Source organism: Hyphomicrobium sp. NDB2Meth4 (genome assembly GCF_900117445.1).
GTDB lineage: Bacteria > Pseudomonadota > Alphaproteobacteria > Rhizobiales > Hyphomicrobiaceae > Hyphomicrobium_A.
In genome coordinates this window covers 396895-412879 of sequence record NZ_FPEJ01000005.1, presented here as the reverse complement: position 1 = coordinate 412879, position 15985 = coordinate 396895, and the positions used below count along the sequence as shown (strand labels likewise).

The window sequence follows — 15985 nt, the reverse complement described above, 5'->3', positions numbered from 1 at the left end:
CTTAAGATGTCGGGTTGTCCGCGGAATGCGTGGGAATTAATTCCCCGGATTCATAGCGTCTGGCCGACGAGCTTGCCGATTCCGGCGGTGAGCGCCATGGCAAAGGCGCCCCAGAAAACGACACGTCCGGCGGCGCGCCAAATGTTTGAGCCTCCTGCCTTGGCTCCGATGGCGCCGAGGGCCGCGAGGTAGATCAGCGAGGCGGCGGTGACAACAGGGATGATCGCCCCCTCCGGTGCCAGCACTGCCGCTAGCAACGGCATGGCCGCGCCGGATGCAAACGTTGCCGCGGACGTCAGAGCCGCTTGGACCGGGCGAGCGGTGGTGATCTCGGAAATGCCGAGTTCGTCGCGCGCGTGGGCACCGAGCGCATCCTTGGTCATGAGCTGCTCAGCCACTTTGCGGGCGAGATGCAGTTCGACGCCGCGCTTGGCGTAGATTTGCGCCAGCTCCTCCAGCTCGGCCTTAGGATAGGCGCGCAGCTCGTCTCGTTCGCGCGACAGCTCGGCATCCTCGGTGTCGGCCTGCGAGCTGACCGAGACATACTCACCGGCGGCCATGGACATTGCACCGGACACGAGGCCGGCGATGCCCGCAATCAGTACACTGGTGTGCGAGCCATCGGCTGCGGCGACACCGGAGATGAGGCTGGCCGTAGAGAGAATGCCGTCATTGGCGCCGAGGACCGCGGCGCGCAGCCAGCCGATGCGACCGACGAGGTGGTGCTCGGCATGTTTGGGCAGGCGGCTCATCGGACCTCAATGGCGGCGGCTACAGCCGGGCAGTTGGATCAGCTTTTCACTTTCACGTACGAACCGGGTGCATCTTCGATCGCACCGTGATGCTCGCCGGGCTCGCGCGGGACGGTCCAGGCGCCGGAATGCTCGTTCAGCCACTCGGCCCACAGCGGCCACCAGGAGCCGGGATGCTCCTTGGCGGTCGTCAGCCATTGGTCGAGCGACTTTGCACCCCGCTTCCCTTCCGTCCAGTATTGATACTTGACCTTTGCTGGGGGGTTTACGACGCCGGCGATGTGACCGGAGCCCGAGAGGACAAACGTTACGTCGCCGCCGAGCTTCTGCGCGCCCTCGTAAACCGACTTTGCCGGGGCGATGTGGTCTTCCTTGGTTGCGAGCTCGAAGACGGGCACCTTCACTTTACTCATGTTGAGGCGCGTGCCGGCGACGACAAGCTCGCCTTTTGCGAGGCGGTTGGCGTTGTAGAACTCGCGCAGATAGTAGGTGTGGTTGGCGGCCGCCATGCGCGTCGAATCCTGGTTCCAGTAGAGCAGGTCGAACGGAAACGGCTTCTTGCCGAGCAGGTAGTTATTGACGATGTACGGCCAGATCAGGTCGCGGGGGCGCAGCATGTTGAACACGTTGGCCATGCGCGAGCCGTCGAGATAGCCGCGCTCGTTCATCAGCTCGTTCAGCGCTTCGAGCTGTTCCTCATCGGTGAAGAGCAAAAGATCGCCGGCGTAGGTGAAATCAATCTGCGTGGCGAGGAAGCTGGCGGCGTTGACCAGCTCCTCGCCGCGGGCGGCCAGATAGGCGAGCGTGGTAGCGAGCAGGGTGCCCCCGACGCAGTAGCCGACGACGTTGATCTTTTCGACACCGGCTTCGCGCTTCACCGCGTCCGCGGCGGTGAGGATGCCTTCCTGCATGTAGTCCTCGAAGGACTTATGCGCGAGCGAGGCGTCTGGGTTGACCCAGGAAATGATGAAGACCGTGAAGCCTTGATCGACGAGGAACTTGATGAGGCTCTTGGGTGGCGTCAGATCGAGGATGTAGAACTTGTTGATCCAGGGCGGCACGATGAGCAGCGGAATTTCGCGGACTTTGTCGGTCGTCGGTGCGTACTGGATGAGCTGGAAGATGTCGTTCTGGTAGACGACCTTGCCGGGTGTGGTGGCGAGGTTGCGGCCGACCTCGAACGCCGTAGCGTCGGTCTGGCTGATTTTGAGAAGGTCGCCGGACTTCTTCATGTCCTCTGCGAGCAGCGACATGCCCTGCACGAGGTTCTCGGCGTTGGTCGCCAGCGTTTCGCGCAGCACTTCAGGATTGGTGAGTGGGAAGTTCGACGGAGACAAGGCGCTCGCGACCTGGCGCAGGTAGAACTCGGCGCGCTGGCGGGTCTTGCCTTCGAGACCTTCGGTATTGTCCAGCATATCCTCCGCCCACCGCGAGGTGAGCAGATAGGCCTGCTTCCAAAAATCGAAGTAGGGATTGGCGGACCATTCGGGGTCCTTGAAGCGGTTGTCACCCGGGTCCGGCTCGGCGACGGGCGAGACGTCCTCGCCGAACATGCGCCGCACGGTGTTGTTCCATAGCTCGGCATAGGAGCGCAGCAGGGTTCCCTGGGCCTCGGCAAAGCGGGCTGGATCGGAGAGCCATTGAGACGTGAGGTCCGTTAGTGTCGTCGTCGCCTCATTGATCTCGGTGGCGGCCGAGTACGGGCCCATCTTGGCGTCGTTGCGCTCGATGAACTCCGAAAGTACGTTGCCGCCTTGCTCGAAGAGGCGCAGCAGATTGCGCGACAGCTCCTCCGCGTTCACAGTCTGGAACGGCTGATGGTCGGCAGGGGCGTCTTCATTGAGCTTGGACATCGTAACCTTAAGCGCTTTGCGGCCTTAGCTGGCCGAGTATCCATTGTATGCCAATGTTTTGCGACATTGCGCGGGCAGTGTCATCCGGCGGTGTGGACAACCCTGCACCCACAGGCATCTTGGCGCCGCGCTGAAGTCGCGCAAGCAGGCCTTTCCGGCAAGGTGGAATTCGTATGCGAGTCATACCGATGCGTGAGGCCTGTATCGTGGTGCGGAAGGCTGGACGGGCAGTTGCGAGGCTTGCCGGTCTGGCAGCAGGGCTCGCCCTGGCCGGGTGCGCTTCCACGATCTCGACGCCGTTGCGCGAATTATCGGGCTCGCACGCCTCGACATCGCTGACGCAGCAGCAGCAACGGCAAGCAGTGGATGAACTGACGCGGGCAGGTGCGACGCATGAGCACCAGGCAGAACAAGAGATCGAAAATTCCCGCTGATTGCTCCGCCTCGGCCAAGGGGCGGGCTGGACGGGGGGTAGAGCGAGGCGTAAACACGGGGGTTCCGGCCGCGGTGAAGCGCGTTCCCGTGTCGTTCTGCAGCCGGGTCCATTCATAGGCCGAGAAAGAGGCGTCCCGTGCACGAGGACTTCCACCGCATCAAGCGCTTGCCCCCTTACGTCTTCGCCGAGGTCAACCGGCTGAAGGCAGCGGCACGTGCACGCGGTGCCGACATAATCGACCTGGGGATGGGTAACCCCGATCTGCCGACCCCGCAGCACATCGTCGACAAGCTGGTCGAGACGGTGTCCAAGCCGCGCACACACCGCTATTCGGCGTCGAAGGGCATTCCCGGACTGCGGCGGGCTCAGGCGGCCTACTACGAGCGCCGCTTCGGCGTGAAACTCGATCCCGAGACCCAGATCGTGGCTACCCTGGGCTCCAAGGAGGGTTTTGCCAACATGGCGCAGGCGATCACGGCGCCGGGCGACGTGATCTTGGTGCCGAACCCGACCTACCCCATCCACGAGTTCGGCTTCCTGCTCTCGGGCGCTGCGATCCGGCATTTGCCGGCGTCGACCGGTGCGGAGTTCCTGCGGCTCGTCGAGCACGCGTGCCGGCATTCGATCCCCAAGCCGCTGGCACTGGTGCTGTCATATCCGTCGAACCCGACAGCCATGGTGGCGGATCTCGAGTTCTATAAGGATGCCGTCGCGCTGGCGAAGAAGCTGGATCTCATCCTGCTGTCCGATATCGCCTACGCGGAAATCTACTTCGACGACAATCCGCCGCCGTCGATCCTGCAGGTGCCGGGTGCGATGGACGTCGCGGTGGAATTCACCTCGCTGTCGAAGACCTACAACATGCCTGGCTGGCGCATGGGCTTCGCGGTCGGCAATGAACGGCTGATCGCGGCGCTGGCGCGGGTGAAGTCGTATCTCGACTACGGCGCGTTCACGCCGATCCAGGTGGCGGCTGCGGCGGCGCTCAACGGACCACAGGACTGTGTCGATGAAATCCGCGCGACGTACAAGGCGCGGCGTGACTGCCTGGTGGAGTCGTTTGGCCGTTCGGGATTCCCGGTGCCGCCCCCGCCCGCAACCATGTTCGCCTGGGCGCCTGTCCCCGAACCGTTCAAGGAGATCGGGTCGGTGGAATTCGCCAAATTGCTGATCGAGAAGGCAAGCGTTGCGGTGTCCCCGGGGGTCGGCTTCGGCGAATACGGCGAGGGCTTCATCCGTATCGCCCTGGTGGAGAACGAGCACCGTATCCGACAGGCCGCCAGGAACATCAAAAAGTTCCTCGCCCAGGCTCCGGAAACGATGCATAACGTGATCCCGATTCAGCAGAAAGCCAGCGGCTAACTCCTCGCGTACCAATGCAAAAACCTCTGACCCTGGGCATTGCCGGCCTTGGCACCGTCGGCGCGGGCCTCCTTGATTTGCTTAACCAGCATGGGGGACGTTTCGCGGAGCGCGTAGGCCGCCCTGTCGAGGTGGTCGGTGTCTCGGCGCGTTCGCGCGACAAGAGCCGCGGCATCGATACGAGCGGCTTGAAATGGTTCGACGATCCGGTGGCGCTTGCGAAAGCCGACGGCGTCGATGTCTTCGTCGAGCTGATCGGGGGTTCTGACGGCATCGCCAAGGAGGCCGTGGAGGCTGCCCTCGGCGCTGGCAAGCACGTCGTCACGGCCAACAAGGCCTTGCTGGCGAAGCACGGTGTCAAGCTCGCCAAGCTCGCCGAGCAGAAGGGCGTTGCGCTCAACTTCGAGGCCGCTGTCGCGGGCGGCATCCCGGTCATCAAGGCTTTGCGGGAGTCGCTCGTCGCCAACGAGGTGCAGCGGGTCTACGGCATCCTCAATGGCACCTGCAACTACATCCTCTCGTCGATGACGGATGAGGATCGTTCGTTCGCCGATGCGCTGAAAGAGGCGCAGGAACTAGGTTATGCGGAAGCCGATCCGACGTTCGATATCGGCGGGTTCGATACGGCGCACAAGCTCGCCATCCTCGCTAGCCTTGCGTTCGGGACCGAGATCAATTTCGAGCAGATCGACGTGGAAGGCATCCAGTCGATCACCGAGGCCGATATCGATGCGGCCAACGACATGGGCTTCTGCATCAAGCTGCTTGGCGTTGCTTCGCGCACCGAATCCGGAATCGAGGCGCGCGTGCATCCCGCCATGGTCCCCGAGGAGTCGGCGATCGCCGAGGTTTGGGGCGCGACGAATGCAGTGGCGATCGATGCGGATTTCTGCGGCAACCTCTTGTTGATCGGTCCTGGAGCGGGTGGCCGCCCAACCGCGTCGTCAGTTGCTGCGGATATTCTGGACATCGCCAGAGGCGTGGTGATGCCGCCGCTGGTTACGCCAACGGATGGGCTGAAGCCTTACGTCAAATCCAAGCTCGGTGCACACCACGGTGCGTATTATGTCCGCATGTCGGTGTTCGACCGGCCGGGCGCGATGGCGGCGATCGCCAAACGTATGGGCGATCGCGAAATATCGATCGAGAGTATCGTGCAGCGGCGCCCGCGCTCGGCGGTGCCGGGCGTGGCGGCGCGGCAGAAGCCGGGCGCACCGGCTCTCGTAGTCATCATCACGCATGAGACGACCGAGGAGGCGATCCGCCAGGCGGTGGACGCCATCACGCAGGACGGTCAGGTGTCTGAACGGCCGCAGGTGATCCGCATCGAGAAACTCGGCGAAGGCGAAGTGAGCTAGTTGGAGAGGGATGGGGCCATGGCAAGCGACAGTGATTCAGGTCTCAGCCGCACGCTCGTACTCGAGGTGACGCGCGTCACCGAGGCAGCCGCTATTGCGGCTGCGCGGCTGCGCGGGCGCGGTGCTGAAAAGGCGGCTGACAAAGCTGCGGTCGACGCCATGCGGCGCGAGCTGGCCAATCTGGCGATCCGCGGCACCGTGGTGATCGGCGAAGGCGAGATGGACGAAGCGCCGATGCTTTACATCGGCGAGAAGGTCGGTTCCGGCGAGGGGCCTGAGGTCGATATCGCCGTCGATCCGCTGGAAGGCACGACGATCTGCGCCAAAGCGATGCCGAATGCGTTGGCGGTTCTGGCGATGTCGGAGCGGGGTGGACTGCTGCACGCGCCCGACATGTATATGAACAAGATTGCCATTGGCCCGGGCTACGCGCCGGACCTCGTCGATCTGGATGCGGCTCCCGGTGACAACATCATTGCGTTGGCAAAGGCCAAGGGCGTGCCGGTGTCGGAGATCACCGCATGCATCCTCGATCGTCCGCGCCATGCCGAACTGATCGCTGCGGTGCGTGCCGTTGGCGCTGGGGTGCAACTGATCCCCGATGGTGACATTGCCGGCGTCATCTGGACGACCGATCCCGAGGAGACAGGCGTCGACATCTATCTCGGCTCGGGTGGCGCGCCGGAAGGCGTTCTTGCGGCAGCGGCCCTGCGCTGCATCGGCGGGCAGATCCAGGGGCGCCTGATGCCGGCAAACGAAGAAGAGCGTGCGCGCGCCGCGACGATGGGCATCGCCGATATCAATCGCAAGTTCAGGCTCGAGGACATGGCGTCGGGTGACGTGATCTTCTCGGCTGCCGGGGTGACTGATGGATCGCTGCTCGACGGCGTGCGCTTCCGCGGCGACTTCGCCGAGGTCGATTCTGTCGTGATGCGCTCCAAAACGGGCACGGTTCGGCGCATTCAAACGAAGTGCCGCATCGGCGAGTAGCCGATCGTATCGTCCGGCCTTGAACCGGCAGCGGTGTTCCCCGACAATGGTCCCCATTCGTGGGCGCACTTCCAAGGGGAACGAGCGTGGACGAACGTAACGTCGGCGGTTTCTCCGTCACCTATGGCCGCGAGGAAATCCAGGCGCCCGTCTATGCGGTGGCGTTCCTGTCAGCGGCCTTCCTGGCCGCCGCCCTGGCGACCGGAAGCACGTTATGGCTGGTGCTGGGCGTCGCCGCGGCGGGCGTGACCTATTACAACGTGCCGCTGCTCGAAAAGCGCCCCGTCATCGGCGCCAACCAGTATGGAATCTTCATTCAGGGCCTCGGGCTTGTTCGCTGGAGCGCGATCGGCAGCATCGAGCTGACCGAGATGGCGGTGCGCGCCAGCACCATCCATGAGCTGCAGATCGGCCTCAAGACGCGGCTGTCGAGTGCGCTCGTCGCCGACTGGCGGAAGCAACCGTTCTGGCGCTCGCTGATGCGATTGCCGTGGGTTATGGCGCGCTCGAACGTGATCGGGATCAACCTTGAGCCGTTCACCGGGGAGCCCGAGGAGATGCATCGGACGCTGCTGCGGATGTGGAAGCACTATCGAAGTTAGAAACTGACACAAGCTGAGAGACGCTTCGCGACATCTCGCGTTGCGCTCTGTTGATAGCCGGCGCTCGCGCCGGGCGCCCTTGGCGCCTTGTCCGCTACGCGGACGGTTAGGCAAGGCATCAGGCCTGTTGCGCTTGCGGCGGAAAGGCAGGGCCAGTGCCTGTGGATAAGCTGGTGTGTGCGTATCGCCAACTCATCGCGGGGGTGGTGAAGTCGGCTGAAGGCGAATCAATCCGGGGGAGCGCATGGTTGCGGCGCGGAAGCGGCGGGACGAGACCACAGATGCCGTTCCGTTCCTGGGTGTCGTAGCATCGGCGCGCGGGCTGCAATGGCGAGAGCGGCTTTCCGGTGATGGGCACCTTCGCGCCGCTGCCATTAGCCAACGGCACGGACTTCCCGACCTTCTCGGCCGGGTGCTGGCGGCGCGCGGGATCGCCGTCGACGATGTACCCATCGTGCTCAATCCGACGCTAAAAGCGCTGATGCCGGATCCCAGCAGCGTGCGTGACATGGATGTCGCCGCTGCCCGGCTCGCCGATGCGATCGAAAAGCGCCAGCACGTTGCGGTGTTCGGCGATTATGACGTCGATGGTGCTTCATCGGCGGCGCTGATGTCGCGCTTCCTGGTTCACCACGGCATCAATGCGCGCATCTATATTCCCGACCGCCTGTTCGAAGGTTATGGACCGAACGTAGCTGCCATCGAAGGGCTGGTGAAGGAAGGCGCGCAGCTGATCGTTACGGTCGACTGCGGCACGACGAGCAGTGCGCCGTTGCAGCGGGCGAAGGAACTCGGATGCGACGTGGTGGTGATCGATCACCATCAGGCCGACGAAGTGCTGCCGCCCGCGCGCGCGGTGGTCAATCCAAACCGGCAGGACGATGTCTCGGGGCTCGGGCATCTTTGCGCAGCCGGCGTTTGCTTCCTGGTGCTGGTGGCAACGACCCGTGAGCTGCGCCGGCGCGGGTTCTATGCGGGGGGTGTGGCGGAGCCCGACCTCATGGCGGAACTCGATCTCGTGGCGCTGGCGACCGTTGCCGACGTCGTGCCGCTGGTGGGGCTCAATCGCGCCTACGTGACGCAAGGCCTGCAGGTGATGCGCTGGCGACGCAACAAAGGCCTCAAGGCGCTGGGCGATGCGGCGGGGCTCAACGAACCGCCGACGCCCTATCATCTCGGTTTCATCCTTGGTCCGCGCATCAATGCCGGCGGTCGGATCGGCGACGCGGCGCTGGGCTCGCGTCTACTCGCCGGCGAGGACGAGGTGGAGGCGGCGCGTATCGCGGCGCTGCTCGACCGGCTCAACAAAGAGCGGCGCGCGCTTGAAAAGCAGATGCTCGACGAGGCGCTGGCTGAAGCTGAGATCAGGTTGGGCGAGCGTCCTGACATGGCGCTGCTGCTGCTCGGCTCGCACACTTGGCACAAGGGTGTCGTTGGTCTCGTCGCCAGCAGATTGACGGAGCGGTTCCGGTTGCCCTCGTGCGTGATCGCGTGGAACGAAGAGGCCGGCGGGGAAGGCACGGGATCGCTGCGATCCGTTGCCGGGGCCGACATCGGTGGAGCCGTTCGTGCGGCTGTCGCTGCGGGGCATCTGGTGAAGGGCGGCGGGCATGCGATGGCTGCCGGCCTGACGGTCGAGCGCGCGAAGTTGGCGGAGCTGGAAGCGTTCCTGCATGACGAGCTGAAGGACAGTCTCGGGCAGGCGCGGGAACGACACGCGCTCGAGATCGACGGATCGCTGACGGCGTCCGGCGTGAGCGAAGAGCTGTTGGATCTCATCGGACGTGTGGGACCTTATGGCCAGGGCAATCCTACGCCGCGGTTCGCATTTCCAGCGACGCACGTGAAGTTTGCCAAGGTGGTAGGCGAGGCGCATGTGCGCTGCGTACTGCAATCGGCCGACGGCGCGCGGCTGGAGGCCATCGCGTTCCGTGCGGCGGGCAGTCCGCTGGGCGACTTGCTGCTGGGAAGCGGATTGCCTCTGCACGTTGCTGGCACGGTGAAACGGTCATCGTTCAATGGCCGGGAGCGCATCGAGGTGCATATTGACGACGCCGCCGATCCGCGGCGCCAGGGCTGAAACGCGCGGCTCCTGCGCTCGCGCAATCGTGGTCGTTCCGCCTAGAGAATTTCCCAGTCGATCGGCTTGAATGAGCCGTTGTTGCTCTGAGGCGCCGAGCACGCGGTCAATGCGACGACGAGATCCATCAGGGCAACAAATGCTATGTGATCGCCAGCCTTGCTGCGCGGCGGCTTCACGGCGATTGCCCCGGTTTCCCCATCTATGGCGACGTTCATGAAGATATTGAAAGCGACCGGAATGTCGTCGGCGGTGATGCCGTACGGCGCGAGTGCGCGTTCGAAGTTGCCCTGACAGCCGTGGTGCGGGCTGTGGTCCCCATAGATGATGCGAAATGTATCGGCGGAACACGGCGTCAGCAGAAAGTCGTGCCGGCCAACTGTGTCTTCCACGATCTCGAGCATGGGACGGCTGCGATTGGAATAGAGTACATTTCCCGAGGAGAGAAAGAGCTTCGACGCATAGTCGAGGCTGCGGCCCGACGAGAGGTGCTCGCGCACATCTTCCAGTGAGAACGCGAGCATGTCGCTCACCTGTTCTCCCTGCGGATCGGTGACGGACAGGCGTTGCCCTTTGCGCAGCTCGAATGCGGTGCCGCTGCGCGGCGCAATCCGGTTACGCATGGCGGAACGGGCACTTCCAGGCCTTGCCCACACGGCGACCGCTGAATTGGGCCGCTACCGGTCCGGAGCCGTGGCGCGCAAGCATTGGGTTCGGGGTGCCCTGCAGGGCGACGTCGCGCGCAATGGTTGTTTCCCGGATCTTATCGTACCGGCCTTCCTCGCGCAGTCGCTCAAACTGGGCGTGAAGATTGAAGATCAGAGTCGGATACCTGAAGCGCCGGGCGAGCCGCGCAGCGTTCGGGTGGAGTCCGACCACGAAGAACCCCTTGCCGCCAATGCTTAGACTGAAGTGCGGAGAATCCGGGTCGGAGTCGACGCTCGGGTCCCAGCGGTATGTTTCGGCATCAATGGCATGGAAGGCGCTGAGGCGTTGCCACAGGAACGTTTCGAACTGGCATTCGGTCAGATCGGCATCGTTGCGGTAGACGATCGCCTGGCTGACAAACATGGTCTGATCGATATCGTGGCCGATAGCGAATTCCTGGAGGCGATGGGTCACCAGGCGATCGTAGGCGTTGCGGCGAATGTCAGAGGCGACGAGAATTTCGAGTTGATGTCGCCGCAGCGCAGCCTTGGCGCCGACGCAGGGGAAATCTGGGGCCGCCACAAACGTGCGCAGCTCATCTGCAATCTGGTCTCTGTCGGCACTGGTCGTGGCGATAATGTCGGAGTGTGGCTGCATTTCCTGCTTTTGCTCTGTTCGTCGGTGGTCGAAGAACGGAGCAGCCCAAAAGCTGGTTCCAGGATCGGGCGTTAACGAACCGAGGCGCAGCCTTTGGACTGGATGGCGTTCAGCCTCTCTGGTGCGGGCGACCGGAGGGCGCTCTCGCGGGCAAGTTTGCTGCAGTGCAATGTCGCGCGCATCTGCACGGCTCACGGCGAGCAGTGGAGTTGGGAAGCAGCGATAAGTGATTGAAATTGCTGGCGGTCCCTACGGGAGTCGAACCCGTCTTTCAAGATTGAAAATCTCGCGTCCTAACCGATAGACGAAGGGACCAGCAGGGGGTTCGTATAGTGGCGTTTCTTCGTCGACGCAAGCGAGGCCGCCTGTCTCAGCGGGGGGTGCAAACAGCTTCTTTCGAAGCGGCTATTTGTCCGAGAAATCAGCGCTCTGGTGCAGGAGGCGTGAGTGGTTCAGTGCCGACCGGCCCGATGAGCATCGAGGTTCCCGTTCTCGCTGAGTCGCGGACGTACTGCTCAACCATAGTCAATGTGCATAGATGCGCGAACGCCCTTTGGCGGGGGGGCGTTTGCTGTTATACAACCTTAGGTTTTAATGATGGGGCAGCTAGCCATGGCGGACTGCGCGCTAGGAATCGATCCATCTCGGCTCGTCGGGGAAGAGTCGCGAAAGACGTTCGGCCTGAAGTTGAAGAATGGCTTCATCGCGAAGTACCTATCAGGGCCGAATATCCTCGACATCGGATACAAGGGATATCTCCAGGATGTGCTGCCGATCACGCCGCTAGCGATCGGCGTCGACCTCGACTATCCGGGCTATGACGGCAAGCGGTTGCCGTTTCCCGAAGGCAGTCAGGACGCCGTCTATGCGAGCCACTGTCTTGAACACATCGATGATTTTGAAGGTGCGCTGCGGGACTGGTTCCGCGTGTTGCGGGTGGGTGGCTATCTCGTCATCACGGTGCCGCACAAATTTCTGTACGAGAAGAAAGAAGAATTGCCGTCGAACTGGAACGGAGATCACAAGCGCTTTTACACACCGGCCTCGCTGCTGGGAGAAATAGAGCGGTCGCTCAAGCCCAACACGTACCGAGTGCGGCACATCGAGGATAATGACTTCGGCTACAATTACGGCATCCCGCCAGAGAGGCATTCGTGTGGCTGCTATGAAATCGAGCTTGTCGTAGAGAAGGTTCAAGCGCCGGCTTGGAACCTTCTGCCTGCGGCAGAACCCGTGGTGCCACGCAGAACGTTGACGGAGCGGTCCAGGGTAGCAGCCGCGCTGGTTCCGTTCGCGCGCGGGGTTCGCCGGCAATTTGCCCCGCCGGGTTCGGCAAGAGAGCATTTCGCTCGCCAGATCTATGTGCCCCTAGTGAACGCGCTCTTGCAGCGGCGGTAGGTACCAGAGAGGCAGCTGTCCTCCTGTCCGGTCATAGCACCGAGCGGCTCGGCTCGAAGTAGGCGAATTATAGCCCCGCTGAATGAATGAGCATCTGGGAAGCGGAGACGCATACCGCAGCCATGTCGGCTCGCAGGCCCTGAGACGACGTGAAGTTGTGTTTTGGCTGCCATGGGTAGCGAGGCGCGAGTAATCGGAGGCCGGACACGGGCGAGCTACGGCGAAGCGCGCAAAAGATGTTGGCGATGTTGAACAACTGTTCGGCCGTGCAAGACAGACAGTCCTCGATGGCTAAGCTGAGGTTCGCTTGGATCATCGGGAAGGCGTAACCGGCTAAACGTCGATGGCCATTAGTGCGCTTTCCTCAAGAGGAAGTGTCTGACGCCATGCTGTCTTCTCAGTCCCGTCTCCCTTTGGCTTACATGCATGTGCCCAAGACCGCGGGAACGAGCTTCACGCGAGGTCTGATCAAGTCCTTGAGACCTCGCCACTGTGTGGGCGGGTTCGACCGCGCGCTGTTCGGAGGCTTCAACGATTTCCACGAGTTGTCGCCGTCGTCGATGCGCTACATCTACCTGAAGCCCGACGAAATCCCACCCAAGACTGATTTTCTTGCGGGTCATTTTTCCCTGTCGACGATTGACGCGAGGATGCCGTCGGCACGGCGTATGACGATCATGCGCGAGCCGTTCTCGCGTCTTCTTTCGCATTGGATTTTCTGGCGGTCGGGGGCCGCAAGGTCAGAGGATCGGAACGATTGGGAGCGCAGGCTCAGTTCGGCGCACGCACCTCTTCTAGATTTCCTCAATGAGCCGAAGGTGTCGTGTCAGACGGATAATGTGTTCGCGAGAATGCTGCTTTGGCCTGACGTTCCAACCGATGAATTCTTCGATGAAGCAGACGATGACCGCATACTGGCGCTGTGTCTGGAGCGGCTGCAGCGCTTTGAGTTTGTCGGCCTCGTGGAAGATCCAAAAATCTGGGGCAAGCTCGGCGCCTGGGTGGGCAAAAGAGTGGTGCCGCTACGCGAGAAAGTCACCTCTCCGGTGCCGGAGCAGCATCGAGGCGTGCTTGCCGAATATATGAGTGCGGCTGCGGTGGACGCGTTGCGCTGGCGCTCTCGGATCGACAATAGGCTGTGGCGCGAGATCGGAAAGCGGGCAGCACCGGAACTCGACCTCGCAACCGTTTGTGCGCGGTCAATCGAGGTCACTGTGGCACGCTCATCCGCTTTGCTTTCGGGTGGGAGTGGAAAGGCGCCGGCCGTTGTATCGGAGAAGCCTGCTGGCCGAGAGGCAGTGCAGTCGCCTGCCGGTGCGAAGGATTACGCTTTCACAGCGATGCTGAGACGGCCGATCAGACTGGGAGCCTCCTCCGCGCTGGCGCGGCTGGTAAAGCACGCTGCTTCTGGGGCGCACCATCCGGTTCGGCAAGCGCAGGAGGTGGCGCGAGGCCGGATGAGATTCCTACCTTTGCGAGCAGGGTGGATCTTGCGGCTGGCCCGATCGAGGTACCGATCACGACGCTCGACGGCATAAGCGGAATTTGCGCGCTTGAGGTCTCAGCTGACCAGCCTCCTACCCTAGAGGCTCGCAATTTGCTCGACCCGATGGCTCATTACCTTCAGCGGCGGCGTTGCAGCCCGGAGCGGGTCGCAAGTGTGGTGGCAAGCCAATAGGCGAGCCCAAGGCCGATAAGCTGGTAGATCGGCACGAAGAGAAAAACGAGCCCGTCCTGCGCGTCGGGATTGGCGTTGTCGACGAATGTCTTCCAGTAGACTGCTACTGAAAAAGACGCTGCAGCGACTGTACCGGCCAGCAAAACGAAGCCTGCAAGCTTGTGATCATCGAGGCTTGGCGCAAGCCGCCATGGGAGAATAAATGGCGCCGCCGCGAGTGTGGCGAACCAGAAGCCGATAATGACGAGCGCGATGGTGGATTTATCGCCCTGTCGCAGGACCATGAAGGCACCGAACAGGGCACCTGCGACAGCGATTACGCGCGTTGCGACCGATAGCAAGCCTATGGATCCTGGCATATCGGCCAGTATATCGGCCCGCCGTTGAGGGACTGTTACGCAGGGGTTCAGCCTTGCGTGACGGCTTTCACGTCCTTGAAGGTGATGTCGGGGTTGCGCTCGGCAACCCAGTTCAGGCTGAAGACCGATGGCGCCATGTAGACGTAGTCGCCGTCGGAATCGACGGCGATCGCCGAGCGGTTGCCCTCGATGAACTTATCGAGCTTGGCCTTATCGGCGGCCTCGATCCAGCGCATCACTTCGCAGGGGGCAGCCTCGAAGCCGGTCGATAATCCGTATTCGTGCGTCAGGCGATCACCGAGAACGTCGAGCTGCAACGCGCCGATGACGCCGACGATCGGCTGCATGCCATCGATGGGCGAGAACAGCTGCACCACGCCCTCCTCAGCCATCTCTTTGAGCGCGTCCTTCAGCTTCTTAGCTTTGATCGCGTCACCCAGACGAATGCGGCGCAGGATCTCCGGCGCGAATGAGGGAATACCGAGGAAGGTGATGTCCTCGCCTTCGGTCAGCGCGTCGCCAATGCGCAGCGTGCCGCGGTTGGGAATGCCGACGACGTCTCCGGCGAAGGCTTCTTCGGCGAGCGAGCGGTCCTGAGCGAAGAAGAACTGCGGGGCGCTGAGCGCCATCGTCTTGTCGGTGCGCACGTGCTTCACCTTCATGCCGCGCGTCAGGCGTCCCGAGCACAGCCGCATGAACGCCATGCGGTCGCGGTGGTTGGGATCCATGTTCGCCTGGATCTTGAAGATGATGCCGGTCATCGCCGGCTCGGTCGCCTCGATGGTGCGGGTGGCGGCCTTGCGGCTCAGTGGCGGCGGCGCATAGGCGATGAGTGCATCGAGGATATCGCGGACGCCGAAGTTGCGCAGTGCGCTGCCGAAGTAGACCGGCGAAAGTGTGCCTTCGCGGAAAGCCTTGAGATCGAAGCTGCCGCACAGATCGCGCACCAGTTCGATATCCTCGCGCCACTTGGCGAGGTCGGTCTCGTCGAGCAACGTCTCGAAGATGGGGTCGTCGGGGCCGGAAACGGGCGTGCCTTCAGGAGCCTCGTCGACGCGGCGGATGCGTGGCTTCTGCAAGTCGTACGTGCCGCGGAATGTGCGGCCCATGCCGATCGGCCAGACCATTGGCGCGGTGTCGAGTGCGAGCACCTTCTCGATCTCGTCGAGCAGCTCCAGCGGCTCGCGCGATTCACGGTCGAGCTTGTTGATGAAGGTGATGATGGGGATGTCGCGGAGGCGGCAGACCTCGAACAATTTGCGCGTGCGCGCCTCGATGCCCTTGGCCGCGTCGATGACCATGATGGCGCTGTCGACGGCGGTGAGCGTGCGATAGGTGTGGTCGGAGAAGTCTTCGTGGCCCGGGGTGTCGAGCAGGTTGAAGACGGCGCCGCCGTATTCGAACGTCATCACGGAGGTAACGACGGAGATGCCGCGCGACTTCTCGATGGCCATCCAGTCAGAACGCGTGTTGCGGCCGTCCTTCTTCGCCTTCACCTGGCCGGCGAGCTGGATCGCGCCGCCGAAAAGCAGCAGCTTCTCGGTGAGCGTCGTCTTACCGGCGTCAGGGTGCGAGATGATCGCGAAGGTGCGCCGCCGATTGATCTCGGTGGCGAGCTTCCCCGGCGCGCCGCCCTGCGCGGGCGCGGCATCTGTGATCGCGATGTCGTCGGTCATTCTCGTTGCGGGCTCAAGGGTTGCGGGCACGCGGGCGTTGCCATCTCAGGGTGCGAGCGCTGCTGTTAGCACCGTTCCCCGGCGTCGTCGATTCCCGGCCCCTTGGAGGCGCCGGCGGGGCGAAATGGCTCGCTTT

General features: G+C 62.9%; 14 protein-coding genes and 1 tRNA gene. 8 read left to right on the top strand and 7 right to left on the bottom strand.

Translation table 11 applies throughout. From position 1 onward, the window contains the following. Positions 1–50: 50 nt before the first annotated feature. Positions 51–752, bottom strand: a complete 702-nt coding sequence (locus NDB2M4_RS10920) for a VIT1/CCC1 transporter family protein (protein ID WP_072374550.1) — start codon at positions 750–752, stop codon at positions 51–53. Between the two features lie 38 nt (positions 753–790). Next, positions 791–2605 carry a PHA/PHB synthase family protein gene (gene phaC / locus NDB2M4_RS10915; RefSeq protein ID WP_072374547.1) on the bottom strand — a complete coding sequence of 605 codons (1815 nt, stop codon included), beginning with the start codon at positions 2603–2605 and terminating at the stop codon, positions 791–793. 188 nt (positions 2606–2793) lie between these two features. On the opposite strand from phaC, the gene NDB2M4_RS10910 reads away from it, so the two are divergent. From NDB2M4_RS10910 to recJ, 6 genes are all read left to right on the top strand, one after another. Next, entirely contained in the window at positions 2794–3039 is a 246-nt protein-coding gene (locus NDB2M4_RS10910; RefSeq protein ID WP_072374544.1) for a hypothetical protein, read from the top strand. 137 nt (positions 3040–3176) lie between these two features. Then, entirely contained in the window at positions 3177–4403 is a 1227-nt protein-coding gene (locus NDB2M4_RS10905) for an LL-diaminopimelate aminotransferase (protein ID WP_072374542.1), read from the top strand. A gap of 14 nt (positions 4404–4417) precedes the next feature. Further along, a complete protein-coding gene (locus NDB2M4_RS10900; RefSeq protein WP_072374539.1) occupies positions 4418–5761 on the top strand; it encodes a homoserine dehydrogenase in 1344 nt (447 codons plus the stop codon). 18 nt (positions 5762–5779) lie between these two features. Continuing rightward, the gene (gene glpX / locus NDB2M4_RS10895; RefSeq protein ID WP_072374536.1) at positions 5780–6751 is read left to right on the top strand and encodes a class II fructose-bisphosphatase; all 972 of its coding nucleotides are present in this window, start codon (positions 5780–5782) and stop codon (positions 6749–6751) included. Between the two features lie 86 nt (positions 6752–6837). Further along, on the top strand, positions 6838–7353 hold the full coding sequence (locus NDB2M4_RS10890) for a hypothetical protein (protein ID WP_244536132.1): 516 nt from the start codon (positions 6838–6840) through the stop codon (positions 7351–7353). A gap of 244 nt (positions 7354–7597) precedes the next feature. Then, the gene (gene recJ, locus NDB2M4_RS10885) at positions 7598–9433 is read left to right on the top strand and encodes a single-stranded-DNA-specific exonuclease RecJ (RefSeq protein ID WP_072374530.1); all 1836 of its coding nucleotides are present in this window, start codon (positions 7598–7600) and stop codon (positions 9431–9433) included. Between the two features lie 41 nt (positions 9434–9474). Here recJ and NDB2M4_RS10880 read toward each other — a convergent pair whose 3' ends face one another. From NDB2M4_RS10880 to NDB2M4_RS10870, 3 genes are all read right to left on the bottom strand, one after another. Beyond that, on the bottom strand, positions 9475–10056 hold the full coding sequence (locus NDB2M4_RS10880) for a DUF1989 domain-containing protein (protein ID WP_072374527.1): 582 nt from the start codon (positions 10054–10056) through the stop codon (positions 9475–9477). Next, entirely contained in the window at positions 10049–10933 is an 885-nt protein-coding gene (gntA, locus tag NDB2M4_RS10875) for a guanitoxin biosynthesis heme-dependent pre-guanitoxin N-hydroxylase GntA (protein ID WP_244536131.1), read from the bottom strand. The genes NDB2M4_RS10880 and gntA overlap by 8 nt, the downstream gene beginning before the upstream one ends. A gap of 45 nt (positions 10934–10978) precedes the next feature. Further along, a tRNA-Glu gene (locus NDB2M4_RS10870) sits at positions 10979–11053 on the bottom strand. Between the two features lie 282 nt (positions 11054–11335). Here NDB2M4_RS10870 and NDB2M4_RS10865 point away from each other — a divergent pair. Next, positions 11336–12136, top strand: coding sequence for a methyltransferase domain-containing protein (locus tag NDB2M4_RS10865; protein WP_171988082.1), 801 nt, complete (start codon positions 11336–11338; stop codon positions 12134–12136). A gap of 386 nt (positions 12137–12522) precedes the next feature. After that, the gene (locus NDB2M4_RS10860; RefSeq protein ID WP_083556159.1) at positions 12523–13674 is read left to right on the top strand and encodes a sulfotransferase family 2 domain-containing protein; all 1152 of its coding nucleotides are present in this window, start codon (positions 12523–12525) and stop codon (positions 13672–13674) included. Between the two features lie 85 nt (positions 13675–13759). Here NDB2M4_RS10860 and NDB2M4_RS10855 read toward each other — a convergent pair whose 3' ends face one another. Together NDB2M4_RS10855 and NDB2M4_RS10850 are read right to left on the bottom strand one after the other, a co-directional pair. Next, positions 13760–14155, bottom strand: a complete 396-nt coding sequence (locus tag NDB2M4_RS10855; RefSeq protein WP_072374519.1) for a hypothetical protein — start codon at positions 14153–14155, stop codon at positions 13760–13762. Positions 14156–14220: 65 nt separating this feature from the next. Further along, positions 14221–15849 (bottom strand): peptide chain release factor 3, encoded by a 1629-nt coding sequence (locus tag NDB2M4_RS10850; RefSeq protein WP_072374517.1) that lies wholly within the window; start codon positions 15847–15849, stop codon positions 14221–14223. Positions 15850–15985: the final 136 nt, after the last annotated feature.